This window comes from Corallococcus macrosporus DSM 14697 (assembly GCF_002305895.1).
GTDB classification, from domain to species: domain Bacteria; phylum Myxococcota; class Myxococcia; order Myxococcales; family Myxococcaceae; genus Myxococcus; species Myxococcus macrosporus.
The window spans coordinates 4586516-4610346 of sequence record NZ_CP022203.1; the positions used below are offsets into that span (position 1 = coordinate 4586516).

The window sequence follows — 23831 nt, forward strand, 5'->3', positions numbered from 1 at the left end:
GCGTCCCGGCGGTGGGCCGCCGCGACAGCTTCTTCGAGCTGGGTGGCCACTCCCTGCTGGCCACCCAGGCCGTGGCCCGCATCCGGGCCACCTTCGACGTGGACCTGAACCTGCGCACGTTCTTCGCGGCGCCCACCGTGGCCGCGCTCGCCGAGCGCCTGTCCACCGCCACCTCCGCTCCCAAGCTCCCGCCCCTGACGCGCGCCAGGCGGGACGGGCGGGTGCCGCTCTCCTTCGCCCAGCAGCGGCTCTGGTTCCTGGAGCAGCTCCAGCCGGGCAATGCCTCGTACAACATGCCGACGGCGCTGCGCCTGTCCGGGGCGCTCGACGTGGCCGCCCTCCAGCGCGCGGTGGACGAAATGGTCCGCCGGCACGAATCCCTCCGCACCACCTTCCATGCCGAGGCCGGTGAGCCCCATCAGGTCATCCACGCGCCGCCCGCCGTGCCGGTGGACGCGGTGGACCTGTCGGGCATCCAGGACCGGACGCAGCGGGAAGCCGAGGCGCTGAAGCGCGTCACCGCCGATGCCCGGCGTCCGTTCGACCTGTCCACGGGCCCACTGCTGCGCGTCTCGCTGCTGAAGTTGGAGCCGTCCGAGCATGTGCTTCTGCTGTGCATGCACCACATCATCTCGGATGGCTGGTCCATGGGCGTGCTGGTCCGCGAGGTGACGTCGCTCTACGGCGCCTTCCATGGCGGCCAGGCCGTGACGCTGCCGGAGCTGCCCGTGCAGTACGCCGACTACGCGGTATGGCAGCGCGGCTGGCTCCAGGGCGACGCGCTGAAGCAGCAGTTCGGCTTCTGGAAGGAGCAGCTCGCCGGCGCGCCCCACGCGCTGGAGCTGCCCACCGACAAGCCGCGCCCGGCGTTCCTCGGCACCCGGGGCGCGTCCGTTCCGGTGCGGCTCTCCCTGGCGCACAGCGAGGCCGTGGAGTCGCTGGCCCAACGTGAAGGCGTGACGCCGTTCATGGTGCTCCTCGCGGCGTACCAGGTGTTGCTGAACCGGTACTCGGCGCAGGATGACGTGCTGGTTGGCTCGCCCATCGCCGGACGGCAGCATGCGCAGACGGAGCGCCTCATCGGCTTCTTCGTCAACACGCTGGTGCTGCGCGCGCGCTTCAACAAGGGGCTGACGTTCCGTCAGTTGCTGGCCCAGGTGCGCGACACCACCCTGGGCGCCTACGAGTACCAGGACCTCCCCGTGGAGCGGTTGGTGGAGGAGCTCCAGGTCGAGCGAGACCCGAGCCGCACCCCGCTGTTCCAGACGCTGTTCACCTTGCAGAACGCGCCCATGCCCGAGCTGGTGTTGCCCGGCCTGAAGGTGCGCCCGGCCGACGGCGAGGACACCGGCGTGGCCCTGTTCGAGCTGAGCCTGGACCTGGTCCGCGGCGCGGACGGCTTCGAGGGGACGCTCAACTACAGCACGGACTTGTATGAAGCCGGCACGGCCCAGCGCCTGGCGTCGCATTACCAGCGGCTCCTGGAGAGCATCCTGGCCCGGCCGGATGAGCGCGTCGCCGTGCTGCCGATGATGGCGCCAGCGGAGCGTCAGGCCCTGCTCGACGCCTCGAACGGCGCGCGGGAGCCGCTGCCGGCGGACGCGCGCATCCACGCGCTGTTCGAGGCGCAGGTGGCTCGCACGCCAGAGGCCGTGGCCGTCGTGGCGGGCGCCTGCTCCGTGACGTACCGGGAGCTGGACGCTCGGGCCAACGCGCTGGCGCACCGGCTGCGCGCGGCGGGGGTCGGGTTGGAGCACCGCGTCGCCGTGTGCGTGGAGCGCTCGGTGGAGCTGCTGGTCGCGCTGCTGGGCGTGCTCAAGGCGGGCGGGGCGTACGTGCCGCTGGACTCGGAGTACCCGACGGAGCGCCTGCGCTTCATGCTGGAGGACAGCGGCGCTCGGGTCATCGTGGCCCGCGCCGCGCTCCGGGAGCGCCTGGGGGAAGCGGCGGGCCGAGTCTGGCTGGACGCGGAGGTGCCGGCCTCCACCGGCGTGCCACAGGCGCCCGCCGTCGCGGTGCCTCCCGAGGCCGCGGCGTACGTGCTCTACACGTCCGGCTCGACGGGGCGCCCCAAGGGCGTGGTCGTCCAGCATCAGTCGCTGGTGAACTTCACCCGCGCGGCGTGGACGTCCTTCCCGGTGTCGCCCGGAGACCGGGTGCTCCAGTTCGCCTCCATCAGTTGGGACACCAGCGCGGAGGAGCTCTACCCGTGCCTGACGAGCGGCGGGACGCTGGTCCTCCGGACGCCGGACATGCTCGACGTGCCCGGCGCGTTCCTGGCGAAGTGTGAAGAGGCCGGGGTGACGCAGCTCAACCTGCCCACGGCCTTCTGGCATGACGTGACGGCCAGCCTTGAGGCCGGCACCGCCCGTCTCCCCAAGGGCCTGAAGTGGGTGGTGACCGGCGGCGAGCGCGTGGCGCCCGAGCGTGTCGCCCAGTGGCGCAACAGCGTCGGGGCCGCGGTGCCCCTGCTGAACACCTACGGGCTCACCGAGGTGACGGCGGTGGCCACGTCCGTGGACCTGTCCTCCGCGGGCACGTCCCAGGTCTCGGGGACCGAGCGCGAGGTGCCCATCGGCCGGGCGTTGCAGAACGTGCGCCTGTACGTGCTGGACCGTGAGCTGGAGCCCGTCCCACAGGGCGTGCCCGGCGAGCTGTTCATCGGCGGCGGCGGCGTGGCCCGAGGCTACCTGGGCCGGCCGGAGCTGACGGCGGAGCGCTTCGTGCCGTCCCCCTTCGTCGAAGGCGAGCGGCTGTACCGGACGGGCGATCTGACCCGTTGGCGTCGGGATGGGAACCTGGAGTACCTGGGCCGCGCCGACACGCAGGTGAAGGTCCGCGGCGTCCGCATCGAGCCGGGAGAGATCGAGGCCGCCCTCCGCGCGCACGCCACGGTCCACGACGCCGTGGTGCAGGTCCGCGAAGACGCCGCGGGCGACAAGCGGCTGGTGGCCTACGTCGTCCCCCCGTCAGAGCCCGACGCGGCCCCCGTGGAGGCCGCCGCCCTCCGGGAGCACCTGCGCCAGAGCCTCCCCGAGTACATGGTGCCAGCGGCCTTCGTGTCCCTCACCGCCCTGCCCCTGACGCCCAGCGGCAAGGTGGACCGGAGGGCCCTCCCGGCCCCGGAGGCCTCGCAACTGGCCCTCACCCGGGACACCGAGCCGCCCGCCACGCCCATGGAGGTCCGGCTGGCGGAGGTCTGGAAGGAGCTGCTGCGAGTCCCAACCGTGGGCCGGCGCGACAACTTCTTCGAGCTGGGCGGCCACTCCCTGCTGGCCACGCGCGTGGTGGCGCGCATCCGCGCCGACTTCGACGTGGAGCTGAGCCTGCGCGCCTTCTTCGAGGCCCCCACCGTGGCGGGCCTCGCCGAGCGCCTGGGCTCCGCGGCGTCATCCGGCCCTCGGCTCCCTCCGCTCACGCGAGCCCAGGGCGACGGTCCGATTCCCCTGTCCTTTGCGCAGCAACGCCTGTGGTTCCTGGACCAGCTTCATCCGGGAGACGTGTCCTACAACATGCCGACGGCGCTGCGGATGACGGGGACACTGCACGCCGAGGCCCTGCAGCGCGCCGTGAACGCGATGGTGGAGCGGCACCAGTCACTCCGCACCACCTTCCAGGCCGTGGACGGCGAGCCTCGCCAGGTCGTCCATCCACCGCGACCGTTGCCGTTGAGCACGGTGGACCTCTCCGCGCTCCAGGGCCGGGCGTACCGCGAGGCGGAGGCGCTGAAGCACGCCACCCGCGACGCCCAGCAGCCGTTCGACCTGTCCACGGGGCCGCTGCTGCGCATCACCCTGCTGAAGCTCGCGCCCACCGACCATGTGTTGCTGCTGTGCATGCACCACATCATCTCGGACGGCTGGTCCATGGGCGTGCTCATCCGGGAGGTGGGCGCGCTCTACGAGGCCTTCCAACGTGGGCAGCCCGCCACCCTGCCCGAGTTGCCGGTGCAGTACACCGACTTCGCCACCTGGCAGCGTGGGTGGATGCAGGGCGAGACGCTGACGCAACACCTGGCCTGGTGGGAGTCCCAGCTCGCCGGTGCGCCGCACGCGTTGGAGCTGCCCACCGACAAGCCCCGGCCCGCGCTGCTGCATCACCACGGCGCCGGCGTGCTGGTGCACCTCCCGCTGCCACTGAGCCAGGCCCTGGAGGCCCTGGCCCACAAGGAAGGTGCCACGCCGTTCATGCTCTTGCTCGCGGCCTTCCAGGTGCTGCTGTGCCGGCACTCGGGACAGGACGACGTGCTGGTGGGCTCGCCCATCGCCGGACGGCGCCACGCGGAGACGGAGCCCCTCATTGGCTTCTTCGTCAACACGCTGGTGCTGCGCGGCCGCATCGGCCCGGAGACCACCTTCCGCCAGTTGCTGGCGCAAGTGCGCGACACCACGCTGGGCGCGTATGAGCACCAGGACGTGCCCTTCGAGCGACTGGTGGAGGAACTCCAGCCCTCGCGCGACTTGAGCCGCACGCCGTTGTTCCAGGCCCTCTTCGCCCTGCAGAACGCACCGGGCGAGGTCGAGCGCTCCCTCCCGGAGCTGACCCTGCGGGAGCTGGAGCCGACCCACGGCGTCAGCCGCTTCGAGCTGGAGCTGGCGGTGTCCCGCGTCCCGGAGGGCTACCTGGGCGCGCTTATCTACAGCACCGAGCTGTTCGAGCCCGCCACGGCGGAGCAACTGGTGGCGCACCTGAAGCTGGTGCTGGAGGGCGCGGTGGCGTCGCCGGACACGCCCGTCTCCACCCTGCCCCTTCACACGGAGGCGGAGCACCAGCACCTGATGCTGGACTGGAACAACACCGCGGCCAGCGCCCCGCGTGGAGGGTTGTTCCTCACGCGCTTCGAGCAGCAGGTGGGCCGCACACCGAACGCTCCCGCCGTGGCGATGGGAGAGCAGGTGCTGTCCTTCGCCCAGCTCAACGCGAAGGCCAACCAGCTCGCCGCGCACCTGCGCACGCTGGGCGTGGGGCCCGAGGTCCGCGTCGCGGTGTGCCTGGAGCGGACGCCGGACACCATCGTGAGCCTGCTCGCGGTGCTCAAGGCCGGCGGGGCCTTCGTCCCCATCGACCCGGCCGCGCCGGCGCCGCGCAGGTCCTTCGTCCTGCAGGACAGTGACGCCGCCGTCCTGCTCACGGTCCGGCACCTGGCGGACGCCTGGACGCCCCAGGTCCGGCACCTGCTGTGCCTGGACACCGAGGCCTCGAAGCTGGCGGCCCTGCCCCCGAACAACGTCCCGTCCAACGTGCGGGGCGAGCACCTCGCGTACGTCATCTACACGTCCGGTTCCACGGGCACGCCCAAGGGCGTCATGGTGCAGCACCGCTCGGTGCCGTGGCTGCTCCAGGGGATGACGCAGTCGCTGGAGCTGGGAACGCCCGCTGGCCAGCGCCTCAGCCTCAATGCGCCGCTGCACTTCGACGGCACCGTCGAGCGGCTCGTGCACCTGGCGGAGGGCCACTGCCTGTGCCTGGTGCCCGAGGAGACGCGCAAGGACCCCGAGGCGATGGTGGCGTGGCTGGAGCACCAGCGCGTGGACATGCTGGACTGCACGCCCGCGCAGCTCGCGCTCCTGCTCCAGGCGGGGCTCCTGGAGCGCGGCCACGTCCCCAGCAAGATCATGAGCGCGGGCGAGGCCATTCCGCCGGCGCTGTGGAAGCGGCTGGCCAGCACGGACCGCACGACGGCGTACAACGCCTACGGTCCCACCGAGGTCACGGTGTGCGCCACCGCCACGCGCATCCAGGGCAACGCGAGTCCCGTCCCCGTCATCGGCCGTCCCATCGCGGGAACGCGGGTGTACGTCCTGGATGCCCGCCAGCAGCTCGTCCCGCTGGGCACCGCGGGGGAGCTGTGTGTCGCGGGTGAAGGCGTGGCGCGGGGCTACATCGGTAGGCCGGAGCTGACGGCGGAGCGCTTCATCCCGGACGCCTTCAGCAATGTTCCGGGCGCCCGCCTCTACCGCACGGGAGACAAGGCCCGGTGGCGGCATGACGGCACGTTGGAGTACCTGGGCCGGCTCGACTTCCAGGTGAAGCTGCGCGGCTTCCGCATCGAGCTGGGTGAAATCGAAGCGGTGCTGCGGACCCACGAGAAGGTGCAGGAGGCCGTGGTGCTGGCGCGCGAGGACGTGCCCGGCGACAAGCGGCTCGTGGCCTACGTCGTGGGCGACGCCATCTCCGTCGAGGCGCTGCGCGAGCACGTCCAGCAGCGCCTGCCCGAGTACATGGTGCCGGCCAGCTTCGTGTCCCTGCCCACCCTGCCGCTGACGTCCACGGGCAAGGTGAACCGGAAGGCGCTGCCGCCGCCGGACGCCTCGCAGCTCACGCGGACTCGTGACACCGAGCCACCCGCGACGCCGATGGAGGCCCGGCTGGCGGACATTTGGAAGGAGCTGCTGCGCATCCCCGCCGTGGGCCGGCGCGACAACTTCTTCGAGCTGGGCGGACACTCCCTGCTGGCCACCCAGGTCGTGGCCCGCATCCGGGCCGCGTTCGACGTGGAGCTGAACCTCCGCACGTTCTTCGAGGCCCCCACCGTGGCCGCCCTCGCGGAGCGCCTGTCCTCCGCGCCGCCCGGTCCCCGGCTCCCGCCCCTGAAGCGCGTGGGACGGGACGGGACGGTGCCGCTCTCGTTCGCCCAGCAGCGGCTCTGGTTCCTGGACCAGCTCAAGCCGGGCGACGTGTCCTACAACATGCCGTCCGCGCTCCGCCTGTCGGGGGCGCTCGATGTCGAGGCCCTGCGGCGCGCCGTGACGGCCATGGTGGAGCGGCACGAATCCCTCCGCACCACCTTCCTGTCGGTGGCCGGCGAGCCTCGCCAGGTCATCCATCCGCCGCACCCTGCCGCGGTGGAGGTGGTGGACCTCTCGGGCATCCAGGACCGGACGCAGCGGGACGCGGAGGCGCTGAAGCGCGCCACGCGCGATGCCCAGCAGCCGTTCGACCTGTCCACGGGGCCGCTGCTGCGCGTGACGCTGCTGACGCTGGCGCCGTCCGAGCACGTCCTGTTGCTATGCCTGCACCACATCGTCTCCGACGGCTGGTCCATGAGCGTGCTGGTCCGCGAACTGACGGCGCTCTACGAGTCCTTCCTCACAGGGACGCCGGCGGCCCTGCCCGAGCTTCCGGTGCAGTACGCCGACTACGCGGTGTGGCAGCGCGGCTGGCTTCAGGGCGAGACGCTGAGAGCGCAGCTCGGCTGGTGGAAGTCCCAGCTCGCCGGTGCGCCGCACGCGCTGGAGCTGCCCACCGACAAACCCCGCCCCGAGGTGTTGCGCCACCACGGCGCGGCGGTGCCGGTGCGGCTGCCGCAGGAGCTCGCCCTGACGTTGGAGGCGCTGGCGCAGCGAGAAGGCGTCACGCCGTTCATGGCGCTGCTCGCCGCCTTCCAGTCCATCCTGGCCCGGCACTCCGGGCAAGACGACGTGCTGGTGGGCTCGCCCATCGCCGGACGGCGCCACGCGGAGACGGAGCCCCTCATCGGCTTCTTCGTCAACACGCTGGTGCTGCGCGGCCGCGTCACGCCCGCGACCACCTTCCGTCAGTTGCTGGCGCAAGTGCGCGACACCACGCTGGGTGCGTACGAGCACCAGGACGTGCCCTTCGAGCGGCTGGTGGAGGAACTCCAGCCCTCGCGTGACTTGAGCCGCACGCCGTTGTTCCAGGTGATGTTCGCGCTGCAGAACACCCAGGCCCCCGAGCTGTCCCTGCCCCGGCTGACGGTGCGCCCCGCGGAGGCCGATGCCACCGGCGTGACGTTGTTCGAGCTGAGCCTGGACCTGGCGCGGGGCGAGGACGGCTACGAGGGCGCGCTCCTCTACAGCACCGAGCTGTTCGAGCGCGCCACGGCGGAACGGCTGGCCACGCACCTCCGGCTCCTGCTGGAGCACGTCGTGGCTTCACCGGACGTGGCCATCGCCACCCTGCCCCTCCATACGGAGACGGAGCAGCAGTTGATGGTGGACTGGCACACCGTTGCGCCGGACCCGGGGCGTGGTGGGCTCTTCCACTCACGCTTCGAACAGCAGGCCGCGCGCACGCCCGCTGCCCCCGCTGTGACGCTGGAGTCCCAGGTCCTGACGTACGCGCAGCTCAACGCGAAGGCGAACCAGCTCGCGGCGCACCTGCGCACCCTGGGCGTGGGGCCGGAGGTCCGGGTGGCGCTGTGCCTGGAGCGCACGCCGGACGCCATCGTCGCGGTGCTGGCGGTGCTCAAGGCCGGCGGGGCCTTCGTCCCCATCGACCCGGCGGCTCCGTCGCGGCGCAAGTCCTTCGTCTTGAAGGACAGCAGCGCCTCCGTGCTGCTCTCCGTCCAGCACCTGGCGGACGCCTGGAAGCCCGAGGTCCGGCACCTGCTGTGCCTGGACACCGAGGCCTCGAAGCTCGCCGCTCTGCCAACGGGCGACGTCGCCGTGAAGGTCGGCGAAGAGCACCTGGCCTACGTCATCTACACGTCCGGCTCCACGGGCACGCCCAAGGGCGTCATGGTGCAGCACCGCTCACTGGCCGCGCTGCACGGGGCGTCGAACCAGGCGTTCCACGCCGGGGGGCCGCCGGGGCAGCGCTTCAGCCTGAACGCGCCGCTCTACTTCGACGTCAGCATGGATCAGCTCGTCCACCTGGCGGACGGGCACTGCCTGTGCCTGCTGCCCGAGGACACGCGCAAGGACCCGGAGGCGATGCTGGCGTGGTTGGAGGCGCAGCGTGTGGAGGTGCTGGACTGCACGCCCGCGCAGCTCACGCTGTTGCTCCAGGCCGGGTTGCTGGAGCGCGCCCACGTCCCCGCTCGAATCCTGTGCGCGGGTGAAGCCATGGACCTGTCGCTCTGGAGCCGGTTGGCGAGCACGGCCCGGACGACGGTGTTCAACGCCTACGGTCCCACGGAGAGCACCGTGTACGCCACGTACGCGCGGGTGCGGGACAACCCGAGCCCCGTCCCCGTCATCGGCAAGCCACTCACGGACACCCGGGCGTACGTGCTGGATGCGCGGCAGCAACTGGCGCCCCTGGGCTCCGCGGGCGAGCTCTATCTGGCCGGTGATGGCCTGGCCCGGGGCTACCTGGGCCAGCCGCACCTGACGGCGGAGCGCTTCGTCCCCAACCCCTTCGCGACCACGCCGGGCGAACGGCTCTACCGCACCGGGGACAAGGCCCGGTGGCGGCATGACGGCACGCTGGAGTACCTGGGGCGGCTCGACTTCCAGGTGAAGCTGCGCGGCTTCCGCATCGAGCTGGGCGAAGTCGAGGCCGCCTTGCGTGCGCACGACGCGGTTCAGGACGCCGTGGTGCTGGCGCGCGAGGATGTGCCCGGCGACAAGCGGCTCGTGGCCTACGTGGTGGGCGACCCGGCCACCGCGGAGACCCTGCGCCCGCATCTCCAGCAGCGCCTGCCCGAGTACATGGTGCCGTCGGCCTTCGTCTCCATGCGGGCCTTGCCGCTGACGCCCAGTGGCAAGGTGGACCGCAAGGCCCTGCCCTCGCCCACGCGCGCGGACACGCGGAGCCAGGAGGCCCACGTGGCGCCACGGGACGCGCTGGAGCTGCGGCTGGTGCGCGCCTGGGAGCAGGTCCTGGGCGTGGAGCCCATCAGCGTGCGCTCCAGCTTCTTCGAGCTGGGCGGACACTCGCTGCTGGCCGTGCGGCTCATCGCGGCCCTGCGTGAGTCCCTGGACCGGCCGCTCCCCCTGGCCGCGCTGTTCCAGGCGCCCACGGTGGAGCAGCTCGCCGCCTGGCTGCGCCGCGAGGACTCCGGCCAGGCGTCCCCGCTGGTGCCGTTCGACGCGGGCCGGCGTGGAGCGAACGCTCCGTTCTTCTGCGTGCACCCCGTTGGAGGCAGCGTCCTGGCCTACGCGGAGCTGGCCCGGCTGCTGGGGCCGGAGCGCCCGTTCTACGGACTCCAGGCGCGGGGGCTCGATGGCGGCGCGCCGCCGCTGGACACGGTGGAGGCGATGGCCTCGGCCTACGTCGACGCCATCCGCGAAGTCCAGCCTTCCGGTCCCTACCTGCTGGGTGGCTGGTCCGTGGGCGGGGTCATCGCCTACGAGATGGCGCGCCAGCTCCGTGAGCGCGGGGAGGCGGTGGGCTTGCTGGCGCTCATCGACGCCTACACCCCCGACGCGCTCAAGGCCGCCGAGCCCGAGCCCGACGCCGCGCAGGTCGTCTCCGCCTTCGCGAGCGACCTGCTGGGCATCGGACTCACCGACCTGGCCCTGCCCGACGCGGGCCTGTCACCCGAGGCCCGGCTCGAGGCGCTCCACGAAGCCGGCCAGCGCGCGGGGGCCCTGCCTCCTGGGATGGAGCTCGCGCACCTGCGGGCCCTGCTCCAGGTCTTCGAGTCCAACCTCCGCGCCGCCCGCCGCTACCAGCCGCCCGCGCTGAATCCGGGCCGGGTGCTGCGGCTGAGGGCGACGGAGGGCTCGGAGGGCATGCCCGAGGACGGCGGCTGGAAGGCGCTCGTCGGGGCCGGGCTGGAGCAGCACCCCGTGCCCGGCGACCACTACGGCGTGCTGCGCGCCCCGGGCGTCCGCGAGCTGGCGGACCGGCTCCGGAGCGCGCTGAACGTCACCACCGGGTGAGGAGGAACTCGACGCCCAGGCCCAGCTCCTTGAAGTACTTGGGCGTCCCTCCCACGAACCGCCGGTCTCCCTCCGTCCGCTTGAGGAGGTAGACCGGCACCGTGAGGCGCACGCCCACCATCTCCGCCAGGTCCACGCCCAGGCGAGCCTCGGGGACCGTCAGCGCCCATTCGTTCGGCTCGCGGAGGTAGCCCGCGGACACGCCCAGGCCTGCGCGCCACCGGACGTAGGGGCCCAGGTCCAGGAACGGAATCGCGCCGGAGAAGCCGTCCATGTCGGAGACGCAGTCGATGTAGAGCCCCAGCGTGCCCCAGCGAATGCGCGTGTCGTTGGGCACGAGCTGGTCCATGTCGCGCACGCCCAGCGCGGACAGCACGGCGCCGAAGCGCCACTCGTTGCGGCTGTAGGCGTACTCCTCGCGTCCCTGCTCCGACGCGCCGAACGGCAACTCCACGCCCAGGCCCACGCCGCGCTGGCGCATGGCGCTGAGCGTCCAGACGTGGCTCGGCTTCGAGTACGTCAGCCACTCGTCCAGGAACGCGGCGCCCGCGGGCCGGAGTGGAATCTTGAGGTTGCCCTTCTGCTGGGACACGAGGCTGTGGAAGGCGGTGCCCACGCGCTGGCGGACGGGCTCCAGGTCCTCGCGCGTGCCGGTGGCCTCCGCGCCCTCCATGACGCCTTCGCTGTACTGGTAGCCCACGTCGCCCAACGCGGCGAGCAGCACGTCCACCTGGCCCTTGTTGAGCAGTCCCGCCTGCGCCTTGTCCGTCAGTTCATCGGAGGCCATGCGGAGCCGCTCCAACTGCGGCGTCGCCGCGCAGTCGTTGCCGACGACGCAGTTGAAGCCCGCCGAGTCGATGCCCAGCACCTTCAGCACGCGCACCTCCCGGTCCCTCAGGCGCTCCTTCTCCACGCGAGGCACCAGCAGGTCCACGGCGCGCGTCGAGGTGAGCTGGGTCGACAGGAAGCGGATGGCGTCCTGCATCCCGCGGTAGAAGTCGTGCTCGCGGAAGCGGCGGTCGAAGAAGCCCATCATCGCGAACTGGAACTCCGACGGGAGCACGGACGTGCGGCGCGGAATCTGGATGCGGCCGGACAGGTTGATGTCGTGCTCCAGCGTGTTGAGCACGGCGCTGTCGCGCGCGGCGTTCAGCACGTTGCCCAGGTACTGGAAGTAGGTTTCGTCCAGGGGGCTGCGGGAGCGCTTGGGCCGGGCGGGCGGCGGGGCCCAGCTCCAGCCGACGGCGTCCTGGTCCAGGTAGACGACGGGGAAGCGCTCGCGGTTGAGCGTCGTCTCACCCGCCGAGCCGCGCTCCACCCACCGCGAGCCGAGCCGCACCGCCAGGTCCACGGGGTTGTTGTTGAGTACGCCGCCGTCGATGAGCTTGAGGGTCTCCACGGGGCCCCACTGCGTCTCATTGAAGAAGGAGACCTCCACGGGCACGGGCGGGAACGCGAGCGGAAAGGCCCCGGAGGCCTGCGGCGTGAGCAGCAGGTTCGACAAGGAGACCTCGTGCCCGCCGTCTCCCTTGGGCTGGGCGCCCAGGGCCGGGTAGTAGGCGAGCTCCTTGGGCTTCACCCCGATATGGGGGAACGACGCGCTCACCGCGCCCTCCATGAACGGCAGCCGGGCGGTGAGCTTCCCCTCGCCCTGCGTCATCACCTGGACGACGAGCTTCTCCGTCACGCGCTTCAGCTTGAACTGCGACTCGGGGCCGCCTTCACCGAACGGGACGTCGCGCCCGCGCAGGTTCGTCACGGTGATGCCGTAGGCGAAGGTGCAGTCCTCCTTGAAGCGGGTCGCCTGGGCCTTCTCCAGAATGAGCCGCAGGGTGTCCTGCATGTGCGGCTCGCTGAAGAGGTGTGTGCCCTGGTTCGGCTCCGTGGGCTCCTTGGGGAGCAGGCGCTCCAGGTCGAGCTGGTCGATCCACACGGTCCAGAAGAGGCTCTGCTCCGGAGACCACCGGGGCTGGGAGAACGCCGTGTCACACGAGGCCAGGCCCCCGAGCAGCGCGTTCACCGCCCCCGCGGAGGCGCCCGTCCAGACACGCGGCGCCGGGTTTCCCAGGTCGGCCCGCGCGCCCTCTCGCTGCGCGACGCTCCAGAACCGGACCAGCGTGGAGATGAACCCGGCCTGATAGGCGCCCAGGCTGATGCCGCCGCTGACGACGAGCGCGGGCGCGCTGCGCTCCGTCTGCTCCGCCAGCGCGCGGGCCTTGGCGTAGTCCTCGATGTGCGGTGGCAGGTACGGCGTCCCCTCGGGGACCAGCCCGGTGTCCTTCGCGAAGGCCCCCTCCTCCGCGGGCGCGGGTTCGGGAGCCTGTGGGCTCACGTCCGTCGCGGCTTCCGTACTGGCGCTGTCCGGCGGCGAGGTGGCACCGGCTTCCGTGCTGGCGTTGTCCGGCGGCGAGGTGGCGGCACCGGCTTCCGGCAGCGAGGCGGCACCGGCTTCCGGCAGCGAGGCGGCACCGGCTTCCGGCAGCGAGGCGGCACCGGCTTCCGGCAGCGAGGTGGCACCGGTTTCCCGCAGCGAGGTGGCACCGGCTTCCGTGCTGGCGTTGTCCGGCGGCGAGGCGGCGCCGGCATCCCGCAGCGCTTCGGGAGGCGCGGCCTTGGCGGGCGCGGTGTCCGGCGTGGCCGGAGCGGCGCTCTCTGCCTCGGCGGGGACGGGAGGAACGGCTTGGGCCTGCGCGGCGCTGGTGGCTGCGAGCAGGACCACGGCACAGGCACGAAGGAGGGCTTTGGGCATTCGCGGGCTCAGGAGGAGGACGAGGTGAAGCTATCCCTCAATCCTGACCCTGTTCCCGGAAGCCCGGCAACCACGGAAGAAGCCGTTGGTTCAGCCTCCACCGCGCACGGCGCGAAATCGGCGTGCGCGGCGCCCCGCGAGCTACGACTTCTGCAGCTCGTGCGCGCTGTCGGTGGCGGCGGCCTGCTCCGGCGCCGCGACGAACAGCGCGTCGGCCGTGCCGGAGGCGACCGGCGTCCGCAGCGGCGCGGGCACCGACTCGTGGACCAGCGCGGGCACCGGCACCGGCTCCACGACGGCGGCCTGGGCGCGCTGCGCGGCCTGCCGGCGGCGCCACACGAAGTAGCCGACCGCGGCCACGGCCAGCACGCCCATGACGGCGAACTGCCCTTCCTTGAACTTGGCGATCATCGTGTCGAGCTCGCCGCCGAAGTGGAAGCCCAGCCAGATGAACACGGGCGCGGACAGCAGCGCGGCCAGGCCGTCCCAGAAGATGAAGCGCCAGTAGGACATGCCCACGGAGCCGGCCGTGAAGTACGTCACCGCGCGCACGCCGGGCATGAAGCGGGCGATGCAGACGACCTTGTGCCCGTGCTTGCCGAACAGCCCTTCCACCTTCGCGCGTTTCTCCGGCGTGACGATGCGGGCGAAGAAGCCACCGCTGCCCTCACGTCCCAGCCGCCCGCCCAGCCGGCGACCCGCGAGGTAGATGAGGCTGTCCCCCACGAGGATGCCCGCGAAGCCGACCACCATCATCACCGAAAGGTTGGCGGCGCCCTTGTGGGCCAGGAAGCCCCCGAGGATGAGGGAGATGTCCTCCGGCAGGGGAACACCCAGACCGCAGGCCACCAGGATGCCGAACACGGTGGCATAGGCGAAGAAGCCCTGCGAGTCGCCAAGGAGGTTGGTGAGAAGTTCTTGCACGCGTCGTCCCGTCCGTTCACGTCCGAAGGGCCTGTCCGGCAATCACCCGGGACAGCCCCTCTAGCGCCCAGACATCAACCGGGCGCGGGTCGTCAAAACTCCGGGTAAAGGGGACTCGACTTCAGAAATCCCTGACACCCGGTCACCCCGGGGGCCCCGTCTGGCGCCCCGTCTCCCTTCTTATTCTCCGACCGACACCTCCCGCTGCCCCACTGTCCCGACGTCGCGACGCCCCTTCGGGCAGCCTGCCCACCTGGGTGCCAGTCGTCCAGGAGGCCCATGCCCGTCCTGGCGCTCGCACCGCGCGAAGGGAGTGGGCCTTCCCTCCACCCACACCCACCCTGACGGGCGCCGCTCCGAGCACCGGGCAGCTTAACCACCGTCCGGCCGGATGGCGTCTCCCCCGGCTCAGGCCGCGGGCGCTTTTCCGATGAGCGTGCGCAGCATGTCCCGGTTCTCCCGGGCTTTCTGGCCAAAGTGGGCGACGATGCCCATCAGCAGCTTCACGCAGGCCTGGGGCTTGGTGGCCAGCAGCTTCTGGAAGTCCGCGGCGCGAATCTCCAGCGCGGACACGTCGGTGACGGCGGTGGCGGTGCACAACCGCTCACCCTTCTGCACCAGCGCCAGCTCGCCCAGGGGTTCGCCGGAGCCGACCTCGCCCAGGGACACGTCCTCACCGGAGGCGCTCTTCGCGCTCAAGCGCACGGTGCCTTCCGCCACGATGAGGAGCGACTCCCCCGCCTTGCCTTCGGCGAAGAGCGCCGTCCCCTTGGGGAACGCGCGTGCGACAGCGACCCCGGCGAAGATCTGGATGCCGGTGTCCGTGAAACCCTTGAAAAGCGGACACGTCTTGAGCGTTGTGGCAGGCACGAGAGCCATGGATGTGCTCCTAACACGCCCAGCGTGGGCCCGCGAGCGCGTCAGCGGTCCGTGCGGTACTCGCCCGCGAGCAGCACGTAGTGCTGGGCGGACATCAGGAGGAACTCCCGCTCCGCATCGGTGATGGGGCGCTTCACCCGGCCCGGCGAGCCCACCACCAGTGAGCCCGGGGGAATCTTCGTGCCCGGCGTCAGCAGGGCCCCGGCGCCGATGATGCAGTCATCCCCCACCTCCGCGTCATCCATGATGGTGGCGCCCATGCCCACCAGCACCCGGTTTCCAATGGTGCACCCATGGAGGATGACGTGGTGTCCCACCGTCACGTCGTCCCCCACGGTGGTGGCGGAGCGGCCGCTGGTGACGTGAATCAGGGACAGGTCCTGCACGTTGGTGCGCTTCCCGATGCGGATGGGGTTCACGTCCCCGCGCAGCACGCAGTTGAACCAGACGGAGGCGTCCTCCCCCACCTCGATGTCGCCCACGAGCTGGGCGGAGTCGTCCACGAAGCAGCCGGGGTGGACGCGGGGCGACACGCCTCGGAAGGGCCTCAGCGGCATGGGCTCAAGCCTCCGCGACGACGTGGAAGGGGTTCTCCGCCAGGGGCACCGGGAGCGGCTCCACCGTGGGCGGCTTGAGCAGCGCCACCTGCTTGCCGGCGAGCTGGTTGGGCGTGGCGCGCTCCACCTGCACCGTCACGAAGGCGCCCGCGGGGGCGTCCCCCTCGAAGTTGACGGTGCGGTTCTCCGGCGTGCGGCCGAAGCGCTTGGTGGCGTCATAGCGCGAGTGCCCCTCCACCATGACCTCCACCTCCGAGCCCACGAGCGCCGCGGTGATTTCACCGCTGATGCGCCGCTGCAGCTTCTGCAGCCGCTCCAGGCGGGCGATCTTCACCTCGTGCGGCACCGGGCCCCAGTCCTTCTCGCGCAGGGCCGCGCCCGTCTTCGGACGCGGGCTGTAGACGAAGGAGAACTGGTTGTCGTAGCGGACCTGCTCGGTGAGCTTCAGCGTCAGCTCGAACTCCTCCTCGGTCTCCCCGGGGAAGCCGACGATGATGTCCGTGGTGACGGCGATGCCCGGCCGCGCCTCGCGCAGCTTCGCCAGGCGCTCCAGGTACTGCTCCACCGTGTAGTCGCGGCGCATCATCTTCAGGATGCGGTCGCTGCCGCACTGCACCGGCAGGTGGAAGTGCGGGGTGATCTTTGGCTGCACGCGGAAGGCTTCGATCAGCTCGTCGGACAAGTCGTGCGGGTGGCTGGTGGTGAAGCGCACGCGCTCGATGCCCGGCACCTCCGCGGTGCGCAGCAGGAGCTGCGCGAAGGAGATGCCGCCCGCGTACGAGTTCACGTTCTGCCCGATGAGCGTCACCTCGCGCACGCCCACCTTGGCCAGGTCCGCCACCTCCACGAGCACGTCGGGGAACGCCCGGCTCACCTCGCGGCCACGCGTGTGCGGCACGATGCAGAACGAGCAGACGTTGTCGCAGCCCTTCATCACCGTGACGAACTCGGTGACCTTGCCGCGGGACGTCTCCGGGTCCGCGCGCGGGAAGACGTACTCCTCCGAGTTCACGAAGGCCGTCTCCACCACCCGCTCCCGCTCCGCGGACACCCGGCCGATGATGTCCGGCAGGCGCGCGATGTTGTCGGGGCCGAAGACGAAGTCCAGGTAGGGCACCTTCTTGAGGAGCTTGTCCTTCTCCTGCTGCGCCACGCAGCCGCCCACGCCAATCAGCGCGCCGCGGCTGGCCTTCACCGGCTTGTACCGGCCCAGGGCGGACAGCATCTTGTCCTCGGCCTTCTCCCGGATGGAGCAGGTGTTGAGGATGATGAGGTCGGCGTTGTCCGGCACCGGCGTCGGCGCGTAGGACATCTGGCTCAACACCTCGCTCATCCGGAGCGAGTCGTTGACGTTCATCTGGCAGCCGAAGGTGTGGATGAAATAGCGCTTCATGGAAGAACCCTGAGCAAGTACGTGCCCTTATCCGATGGCCGGACGCGGAATGCAACCAGCCGCCCGCCCGGCCTCATCCCCGGCTGAGCAGGTGCGTCAGGCGGGTGTGCAGGTCCACCAGCTCCGCCTCGCGGGTCCGCAGCAACGCCAGGGCCTCCTCGCCGTAGCGCCGCGCCAGGGCGTCGGTCTCGCGCTCCTGCTTGGCCAGCTCGTCCTGGATGCGGCCCTGGAGCTCCGCCGCGCCGCCCGGGAGCTGCCCCAGCTTGTCCTGGAGCTTGCGGACCGCCCAGCGCCGGCCGCCAAAGGCCCGCAGCATCGCGCTCCCCTGCTCCGCCGTCTTGGAGTCGAGCCCGGCCTGGGCCAGGGCCTCGGTGTGGGCCTGGGCCAGGGCCTCCGTCCCCTTGCCGGCGGCGTGGGAGAGGTAGGCCTGCTGGTAGCGGACCAGGGCGTCGAGCATCGCCGCGTCCAGCTTGGGCGCGGCCCAGCGCAGGGTCCGGTCGTCGGCGGCGGTGAGGTCCGTGGTCGACTCCCGGTTGGGGACGTCCTGGAAGCCGTTGTCGTCGAAGAGGAAGGAGGACATGGGGAGGTGCCTTGAGAGGAAAGGGGCCCGGGTCTACGCGGGCACGAGCTGGTCGGCGATGCGGGCCAGGTCCGACACGGAGGTGACGACGACGGCCTGGTGACAGTGCTTCTCGTAGGTGAGCATCTCGCTGTCGCCAATGCCCCAGTTGCCACGCTCCTCGGGGCAGATCCACAACAGCCGCTTCGCCTTGCGGCGCAGGTCCTTGAGGGCCCACGCGTTGTTCGCGTTGTAGTTGTTGCGCCCGTCGCCAATCACCATGACGGTGGTGCGGCGGGTGATGCTGCCCAGGTGGTCCCGGGTGAAGTCGGCCAGCGCGCGGCCGTAGTTGGAGTTCGCGCTCAGGGACACCGTCTTGCCGGCGGTGGCCATGTCGATGGCGGCGTCCACCTCCAGGTCCTTGAAGTACTGCGTCACCTCGCCCACGTCGGACACGAAGACGAACGAGCGCACGCGCACGAAGAGCGACTGCATCGTGTGCATGAACAGCAGCATCATCCGCGACGCCTGACGCACGGAGTCGGACACGTCGCAGAGCACCACCAGCTCCGGGCGCTCCGGGCGGCGGGTGCGGAACTGGGGCACCATGGGCACCCCGCCCCACGGCAGGTTCCGGCGCAGGGTGCGGCGCACGTTGAGGGCGCCCTTGCGGTGCGAGCGCTGCTTGCGGATGAGCCGGCTGCGCAGCTTCTCCGCCAGGGTGCGGACGGCGGACTCCATCTGGTCCACCTCCGCCTGGGTGAGCAGGTGCAGCGGCTTGTCCGCCGCGGTGTCGGTGCGGCGGCGGATGCGGGCCTCCGCCTGGCGCTTCACCTCCTGGCGGGCGGCGTCCTCTATCTTCCGCATCGCGGCCGCGACGTGGCGCGAGACGATCTCCACCCCTTCGGGCGTGAGGCCCCGGGCCCGGAGCTCGTCCTCCAGCGACTTCATGTCGGACCGGGCCTTGTCCGCCCCGGCCGCCGCCAGCATGCGCCGGGAGAAGAAGCCGGCCTGGAGCGGGCTCTCCATCCGGGACAGGTCGAGCTGCAGCGACGCCATCCGGAAGATCTGCGCCAGCCGGGCCCGGTCCCCCGTCAGGACGGCCTGGGCCAGGGGGGACATCTCCGGGAGGAGCTGGTGCATCTGGATGAGGACCATCTTCAGCAGGTCGCCCTCCAGGTAGCCTTCCTCCTCCAGTTGCCGCGCCAGCGACTGGTCGATGGCCTCGAACGTCCGCGCCGCGCCGGTGAAGTAGAACTCGAAGGCGCGGTTGAAGGTGTCCACGTCCAGCTCGCGCTTCACCAGCGTGGTGCGGAGCACCGAACGGAACAGGTTCCGGTCCTTCAGGCCAACCTCGGACGTCGCGCGCAGCGCGTCCTGGACCTCGGACGTACTGACACGCACACCGTTCTGGCGGAGGACTTCGGCGAACTCGACGATACGGGCATCCACGCAACCATCATGTCCGGGGCGCGCCCGCGCGCAATCGGGAATGCACCGCTTCGAACCCAGCGCCCGCTCACCTCCCTGGTACACGCGGTGTAATCACTAAAATTTACTGAATTTCAGATTATTCAGCTTGAGGACCCGGGGCCTAACTGCCCGCCACTGAAAGCAAAGCTGTGGAAAGGCGGCCCTCGCATCGAGAAGACCGCGCCTTGTCACCGCACGCGAAACAATCACTTTGAGTGTGGGTTGCCCCTGGTCAGGACGTCTGCTCGAAGGACATCACGGCTTCGACGTGGTGCGTCTGGGGGAACATGTCCACCACCTGGAGGGCCAGGGGCTGGTAGCCCGCGGCGATCAGGTCCGCCGCGTCCCGGGCCAGCGAGGCCGGATCGCACGCCACGTACACCACGCGCCGCACGCCCAGGGCGGTCATCCACTTCGCCAGGCCGGGGGCCCCGGCGCGCGGCGGGTCCGCGAGGCACACGTCGAAGCGGCGCTGCTCGGCCACCAGTCCGTCGCACACCTTGCGCGCATCGCCCTGGACGAAGCGCACGTTCGTCACCCCACCCTCGCGCGCGCTCCGCTGGGCCAACTCCACGCCCACGGGGGACGACTCCACGCCCAGCACGGAGGCGGCGCTCCCGGCCAGCGGGAAGGTGAAGTTCCCGTTGCCCGAGTACAGCTCCAGCACGGTGTCCGTCTCCCGAGCCCCCAGCTCGTACACCGCCGAAGTCACCAGCCCCACGTTGGCCTCGGCGTGCGCCTGGGCGAAGGCATCCGGCCGCAGGTACAGGGGGACCTCCGGCCGCAGCGGCGAAATCGAGCGCAGCGCCGGCTTGCCCAGGAGGCGAGCGGAGCCCTCCTTCGGCGTCAGCACCGCGCCCTCCAGGCGCAGGGCGCGCACGGCCGCCTCCGCGGCCTCCAGGTGGCGCGCCGTCACCGGCCCGCTGAGCTTCACCGCGAACGCGGCCTTGTCACCCTCCGCCAGCAGCAGGACCTCCTCCGTGTCCTTCGCGAGGGGCTTGAGCAGCGGCGCCAGCTTCCCCGGCAGCGCGGTCAGCACGGGCGTGAGCGCGCCGCAGACCTCCACCGGCACGCGCTCGTGGCTGCGCCGGCCGAAGTACCCCAGCGCGCCCTTCCCCACGGGGTGCAGCACCGCGCGGCGCCGGTAGCCCCAGTCGCGGGGGGCCACCATCAGCGGACGCACCGTGAAGCGCTCCCGGGAGAGGCGGCCCAGGTGCTCCAGGGTGGAGAGGACGATCTCCTGCTTCGCGGTGCGCTGGGCGGGCTCGGCCAGCGCGAGCCAGTCACAGCCGCCACAGTCCGTGGCGTGGACGCAGGGCGCCTCACGCCGGTCCAGCCCGGGCGACACCACCTGCCGCAGGATGCCGCGCAGCACGCGGCCGTGCGCCTCCAGGTGGACGCGCACGGTGTCGCCCGGGAAGGTGCCCGGGACGAAGACGGTGCGCCCCTGCCAGGAGGCCACGCCTTCGCCGAGCTGGCCGAGGCGTTCGATGGTCAATTGGATGGGGAGCTCGGGGAGCGGCAGCATTCAGGCACTCATCGGGCGGTGCCCGGGACAGCCGCCCTACTTCCGGGTCGCGCCCGGTTCATCCGGCGGGAGCTCCGAGCGCAAGCGCTCCACGAACTCCTCGATGCGCGATCGCTTGTCGTCGTCAACGTCCAGGAACTCCAGCGCCATCCCCGGGGACTGGGGCGAGGGCACGCCCACGGCGTTGGTGCGCGTCACCCGGCCCTTCAACTCCACCGGGAAGTGCGCGCCCGGCAGCGTCACCAGCAGGCGCACCACCGTGTCCACGGGCAGCGGCTTGTCGGTGTTGATGTACAGGCCCCCCTTCGACAGGTTCACCGCCCAGTCCGTCACGAAGCCGGAGACGCTGCGGTAGGCGACCGGCAGCTCGTATTCGAGTCGGGGCGCGCGGGGCTGAGGGATCGAGGTGTCGGGACTGTCGGCCATGGGATGCGCTCCGCCGCGGGAACTGAAGAGGGCCCGCGGCGGTGCACCTTAACCCCACACGCTCAGACTTTCATCTCACGGACGTCGGGGGCCACCTTCAGCTTCGGCTCGGTGAGCTTCTGCACCAGCTCCACCGTCACGCCCGGGGCCAGCTCGCGCAGGACCAGCCCCTCCGGCGTCACGTCGATGTACGCGTGGTCCGTGACGATGTGGTGGATGCACTTGAGGCCCGTCAGGGGCAGCGAGCACTTCTTGAGGATCTTCGGCTTGCCGTCCTTGTTGGCGTGCTCCATGGCCACGAAGATGCGCTGGGCGCCGACGGCCAGGTCCATGGCGCCGCCCATGCCCTTGATCATCTTCCCGGGGATCATCCAGTTGGCCAGGTCACCCTCTTCGCTGACCTCCATGGCGCCCAGCACGGCCATGTCGATGTGCCCGCCGCGGATCATCCCGAAGGACAGCGCCGAGTCGAAGTACGCGGCGCCGGGCACCGCCGTCACCGTCTCCTTGCCGGCGTTGATGAGGTCCGGGTCCTCCTGGCCCTCCACCGGCCAGGGGCCGATGCCCAGCAGGCCGTTCTCCGACTGGAGCACGATGTCCATGCCCGGCGGGATGTAGTTGGCCACCAGGGTAGGCATGCCGATACCCAGGTTCACGTAGAAGCCGTCCTGCAGCTCCTGGGCGATGCGCTGCGCGATCTGTTCACGAGTCAGTGGCATGGATGGCTCCTTCAGGCCGACTTGCGGACGGTGCGCCGCTCAATCCACTTCTGGAGGTTCTTCGCCTGGACGATGCGCTTCACGAAGATGCTCGGGATGTGCACCAGGTCCGGATCCAGCTCGCCGGGCTCCACGATGTGCTCCGCCTCGACGATGGTGACCTTGGCCGCCATGCACATCATCGGGGAGAAGTTCCGCGCCGTCTTCCGGAACACCAGGTTGCCCCAGCGGTCCGCCTTCCACGCGCGGACGATGGCGAAGTCCGCCTTCAGCGGCGTCTCCAGCACGTGCAGCCGCCCCTCGATGACGCGCGTCTCCTTGCCTTCGGCCACCTGGGTGCCGGCGCCCGTCGGGGTGAAGAAGCCGCCAATGCCGCAGCCGCCCGCGCGGATGCGCTCGGCCAGCGTGCCCTGCGGGTTCAGCTCCACCTCCAGCTCGCCGGAGAGGAACTGGCGCTCGAACTCCTTGTTCTCTCCCACGTAGCTGGACACCATCTTCTTCACCTGCTTGTTCTGAAGCAGGATGCCGAGCCCCAGCTCGGTGGTGCCGCAGTTGTTGGAGATGATGGTGAGGTCCTTCACGTTCTTCCGGTGAAGTGCCTCGATGAGATTCTCCGGGTTGCCGCACAGCCCGAAGCCGCCGCTCATGAGCGTGCAGCCATCCGGGATGTCGGCGACCGCCTCGTCCGCGTTCGCGTAGACCTTGTTCATCCGCCCTCCCGCATGTGCGAACGGGGTGAAGGCCCATTGCAGGCCCCCACCCCGTGCCCCTCCCCCCTATGGGGAGAGGAAGTTCAGCGCTCCACCATCAGCGCGATGCCCTCGCCGCCGCCGATGCAGAGCGACGCGACGCCACGCTTCTTGTCCTGGTCCATCATCGTCTGCAGCAGCGTCACCAGCACGCGCGCGCCGGACGCGCCAATCGGGTGACCCAGCGCCACCGCGCCGCCGCGCACGTTGACCTTCGACGGGTCCAGCTTGAGCAGCCGGTTGTTCGCGATGGACACCACCGCGAACGCCTCGTTGATCTCCCAGAGGTCCACGTCCGCCGTGCTGATGCCCTGCTTCGTCAGCAGCTTGTTGATGGCGTCCGTGGGGGCGATGGTGAACTCCACCGGCTTGCGCGCCGCCTGCGCGTAGCCCGTGATGCGGCCCAGGATGGCGCGGCCCTCGGCCTTCGCGCGCTCCTCGCTCATCAGCACCAGCGCCGCGGCGCCGTCGTTGATGGAGGACGCGTTGGCGGCCGTCACCGTGCCGTCCTTCTTGAACACCGGCTTCAGGCCCGGAATCTTGTCCGGCTTCGCGTTGCGGGGCCCCTCGTCGTCGGACACCGTGACGACGTCCTCCGGCTTCTTGCCGGGGATCTGCACCGGGACGATCTCCGCCTTGAACAGGCCTTCCTTCTGGGCCTGGATGGCGCGGCGCGTGGACTCCAGCGCGTACTCGTCCTGCTGGGCGCGGCTGATGTCCTGCGTGGTGGCGCACTCCTCGGCGCAGATGCCCATGTGGACGTTGCCGTACACGTCCCAGAGCCCGTCGTGGACCATCGCGTCCTTGAACTCCACGTTGCCCATGCGCGCGCCGCCACGCATCGTGTGGCTGAGGTACGGCGCGTTGCTCATGGACTCCATGCCGCCCACGACGACGACGTCCGCGTCACCCAGGGCAATGGCCTGCGCGCCCGCGCTGACGGCCTTGAGGCCGGAGCCGCAGACCTTGTTCAGCGTGGTGGCGGGGACGGTCTCCGGCAGCCCCGCGAAGATGGCGGCCTGGCGGGCGGGCGCCTGGCCCACGCCGGCGGTGAGCACGCAGCCCATGATGATTTCCTGCACGGCCTCGGGCTTCACGCCCGCGCGCTCCAGCGCCGCCTTGATGGCGATGGCGCCGAGCTGCGGTGCCGTCAGCTTGGCGAGCGCGCCCTGAAAGGCACCAATGGGGGTACGGGCCGCGCCCACGATGACGACGTCACGAGCCATGAAAACTGCCTCCTATGAGGATGTGCGGATGACCTTCGATAACAGCGGCGGTGGCCCTTATCACCGGCCACTTCCCGG

12 protein-coding genes and 3 pseudogenes are annotated in these 23831 nt (G+C 70.9%); 3 read left to right on the forward strand and 12 right to left on the reverse strand.

Going from position 1 to position 23831, the window contains the following annotated elements; translation table 11 throughout:
* Positions 1-29: 29 nt before the first annotated feature.
* The 3 pseudogenes from MYMAC_RS38685 to MYMAC_RS38695 form a co-directional block, all read left to right on the forward strand.
* Positions 30-6236 (forward strand): annotated as a pseudogene (locus MYMAC_RS38685) (amino acid adenylation domain-containing protein); the annotation flags it as partial.
* A 189-nt stretch (positions 6237-6425) separates the two neighbouring features.
* A pseudogene (locus MYMAC_RS38690) lies at positions 6426-9677 on the forward strand (amino acid adenylation domain-containing protein); the annotation flags it as partial.
* A 183-nt stretch (positions 9678-9860) separates the two neighbouring features.
* A pseudogene (locus tag MYMAC_RS38695) lies at positions 9861-10571 on the forward strand (thioesterase domain-containing protein); the annotation flags it as partial.
* On the opposite strand, the gene MYMAC_RS18785 reads toward MYMAC_RS38695, so the two are convergent.
* The 12 genes from MYMAC_RS18785 to MYMAC_RS18840 form a co-directional block, all read right to left on the reverse strand.
* Positions 10558-13320 carry a patatin-like phospholipase family protein gene (locus MYMAC_RS18785; RefSeq protein WP_239988877.1) on the reverse strand — a complete coding sequence of 921 codons (2763 nt, stop codon included), beginning with the start codon at positions 13318-13320 and terminating at the stop codon, positions 10558-10560. The pseudogene MYMAC_RS38695 and the gene MYMAC_RS18785 sit on opposite strands and share 14 nt — an antisense overlap.
* 141 nt (positions 13321-13461) lie before the next feature.
* A complete protein-coding gene (locus tag MYMAC_RS18790) occupies positions 13462-14244 on the reverse strand; it encodes a DedA family protein (protein ID WP_095959066.1) in 783 nt (260 codons plus the stop codon).
* A 408-nt stretch (positions 14245-14652) separates the two neighbouring features.
* Positions 14653-15123, reverse strand: a complete 471-nt coding sequence (locus tag MYMAC_RS18795) for a cyclic nucleotide-binding domain-containing protein (RefSeq protein WP_013940408.1) — start codon at positions 15121-15123, stop codon at positions 14653-14655.
* Positions 15124-15164: 41 nt separating this feature from the next.
* Positions 15165-15680, reverse strand: coding sequence for a gamma carbonic anhydrase family protein (locus tag MYMAC_RS18800; protein WP_095959067.1), 516 nt, complete (start codon positions 15678-15680; stop codon positions 15165-15167).
* Positions 15681-15684: 4 nt separating this feature from the next.
* Positions 15685-17073, reverse strand: a complete 1389-nt coding sequence (miaB, locus tag MYMAC_RS18805; RefSeq protein ID WP_095959068.1) for a tRNA (N6-isopentenyl adenosine(37)-C2)-methylthiotransferase MiaB — start codon at positions 17071-17073, stop codon at positions 15685-15687.
* 73 nt (positions 17074-17146) lie between these two features.
* On the reverse strand, positions 17147-17653 hold the full coding sequence (locus MYMAC_RS18810) for a hypothetical protein (RefSeq protein WP_095959069.1): 507 nt from the start codon (positions 17651-17653) through the stop codon (positions 17147-17149).
* A gap of 33 nt (positions 17654-17686) precedes the next feature.
* Positions 17687-19084 (reverse strand): VWA domain-containing protein, encoded by a 1398-nt coding sequence (locus MYMAC_RS18815; RefSeq protein ID WP_095959070.1) that lies wholly within the window; start codon positions 19082-19084, stop codon positions 17687-17689.
* Between the two features lie 253 nt (positions 19085-19337).
* Positions 19338-20633, reverse strand: coding sequence for a class I SAM-dependent RNA methyltransferase (locus MYMAC_RS18820; RefSeq protein ID WP_095959071.1), 1296 nt, complete (start codon positions 20631-20633; stop codon positions 19338-19340).
* Positions 20634-20669: 36 nt separating this feature from the next.
* On the reverse strand, positions 20670-21059 hold the full coding sequence (locus MYMAC_RS18825; protein ID WP_013940417.1) for a TIGR02266 family protein: 390 nt from the start codon (positions 21057-21059) through the stop codon (positions 20670-20672).
* Positions 21060-21121: 62 nt separating this feature from the next.
* Positions 21122-21778: a CoA transferase subunit B gene (locus MYMAC_RS18830; RefSeq protein ID WP_013940418.1), complete on the reverse strand. Its 657-nt coding sequence runs from the start codon at positions 21776-21778 to the stop codon at positions 21122-21124.
* Between the two features lie 11 nt (positions 21779-21789).
* On the reverse strand, positions 21790-22488 hold the full coding sequence (locus tag MYMAC_RS18835; RefSeq protein WP_095959072.1) for a CoA transferase subunit A: 699 nt from the start codon (positions 22486-22488) through the stop codon (positions 21790-21792).
* A gap of 83 nt (positions 22489-22571) precedes the next feature.
* Positions 22572-23753: a thiolase family protein gene (locus MYMAC_RS18840; protein ID WP_013940419.1), complete on the reverse strand. Its 1182-nt coding sequence runs from the start codon at positions 23751-23753 to the stop codon at positions 22572-22574.
* Positions 23754-23831: the final 78 nt, after the last annotated feature.

Bases quoted from the DNA above. Each gene is read 5' to 3' on its own strand.
- MYMAC_RS18795 (WP_013940408.1), bottom strand. From the start codon at position 15,123: ATGGCTCTCGTGCCTGCCACAACGCTCAAGACGTGTCCGCTTTTCAAG.
- MYMAC_RS18825 (WP_013940417.1), bottom strand. From the start codon at position 21,059: ATGGCCGACAGTCCCGACACCTCGATCCCTCAGCCCCGCGCGCCCCGA.
- MYMAC_RS18800 (WP_095959067.1), bottom strand. From the start codon at position 15,680: ATGCCGCTGAGGCCCTTCCGAGGCGTGTCGCCCCGCGTCCACCCCGGC.
- miaB (WP_095959068.1), bottom strand. From the start codon at position 17,073: ATGAAGCGCTATTTCATCCACACCTTCGGCTGCCAGATGAACGTCAAC.
- MYMAC_RS18830 (WP_013940418.1), bottom strand. From the start codon at position 21,778: ATGCCACTGACTCGTGAACAGATCGCGCAGCGCATCGCCCAGGAGCTG.
- MYMAC_RS18810 (WP_095959069.1), bottom strand. From the start codon at position 17,653: ATGTCCTCCTTCCTCTTCGACGACAACGGCTTCCAGGACGTCCCCAAC.
- MYMAC_RS18840 (WP_013940419.1), bottom strand. From the start codon at position 23,753: ATGGCTCGTGACGTCGTCATCGTGGGCGCGGCCCGTACCCCCATTGGT.
- MYMAC_RS18835 (WP_095959072.1), bottom strand. From the start codon at position 22,488: ATGAACAAGGTCTACGCGAACGCGGACGAGGCGGTCGCCGACATCCCG.
- MYMAC_RS18820 (WP_095959071.1), bottom strand. From the start codon at position 20,633: ATGCTGCCGCTCCCCGAGCTCCCCATCCAATTGACCATCGAACGCCTC.
- MYMAC_RS18785 (WP_239988877.1), bottom strand. From the start codon at position 13,320: ATGCCCAAAGCCCTCCTTCGTGCCTGTGCCGTGGTCCTGCTCGCAGCC.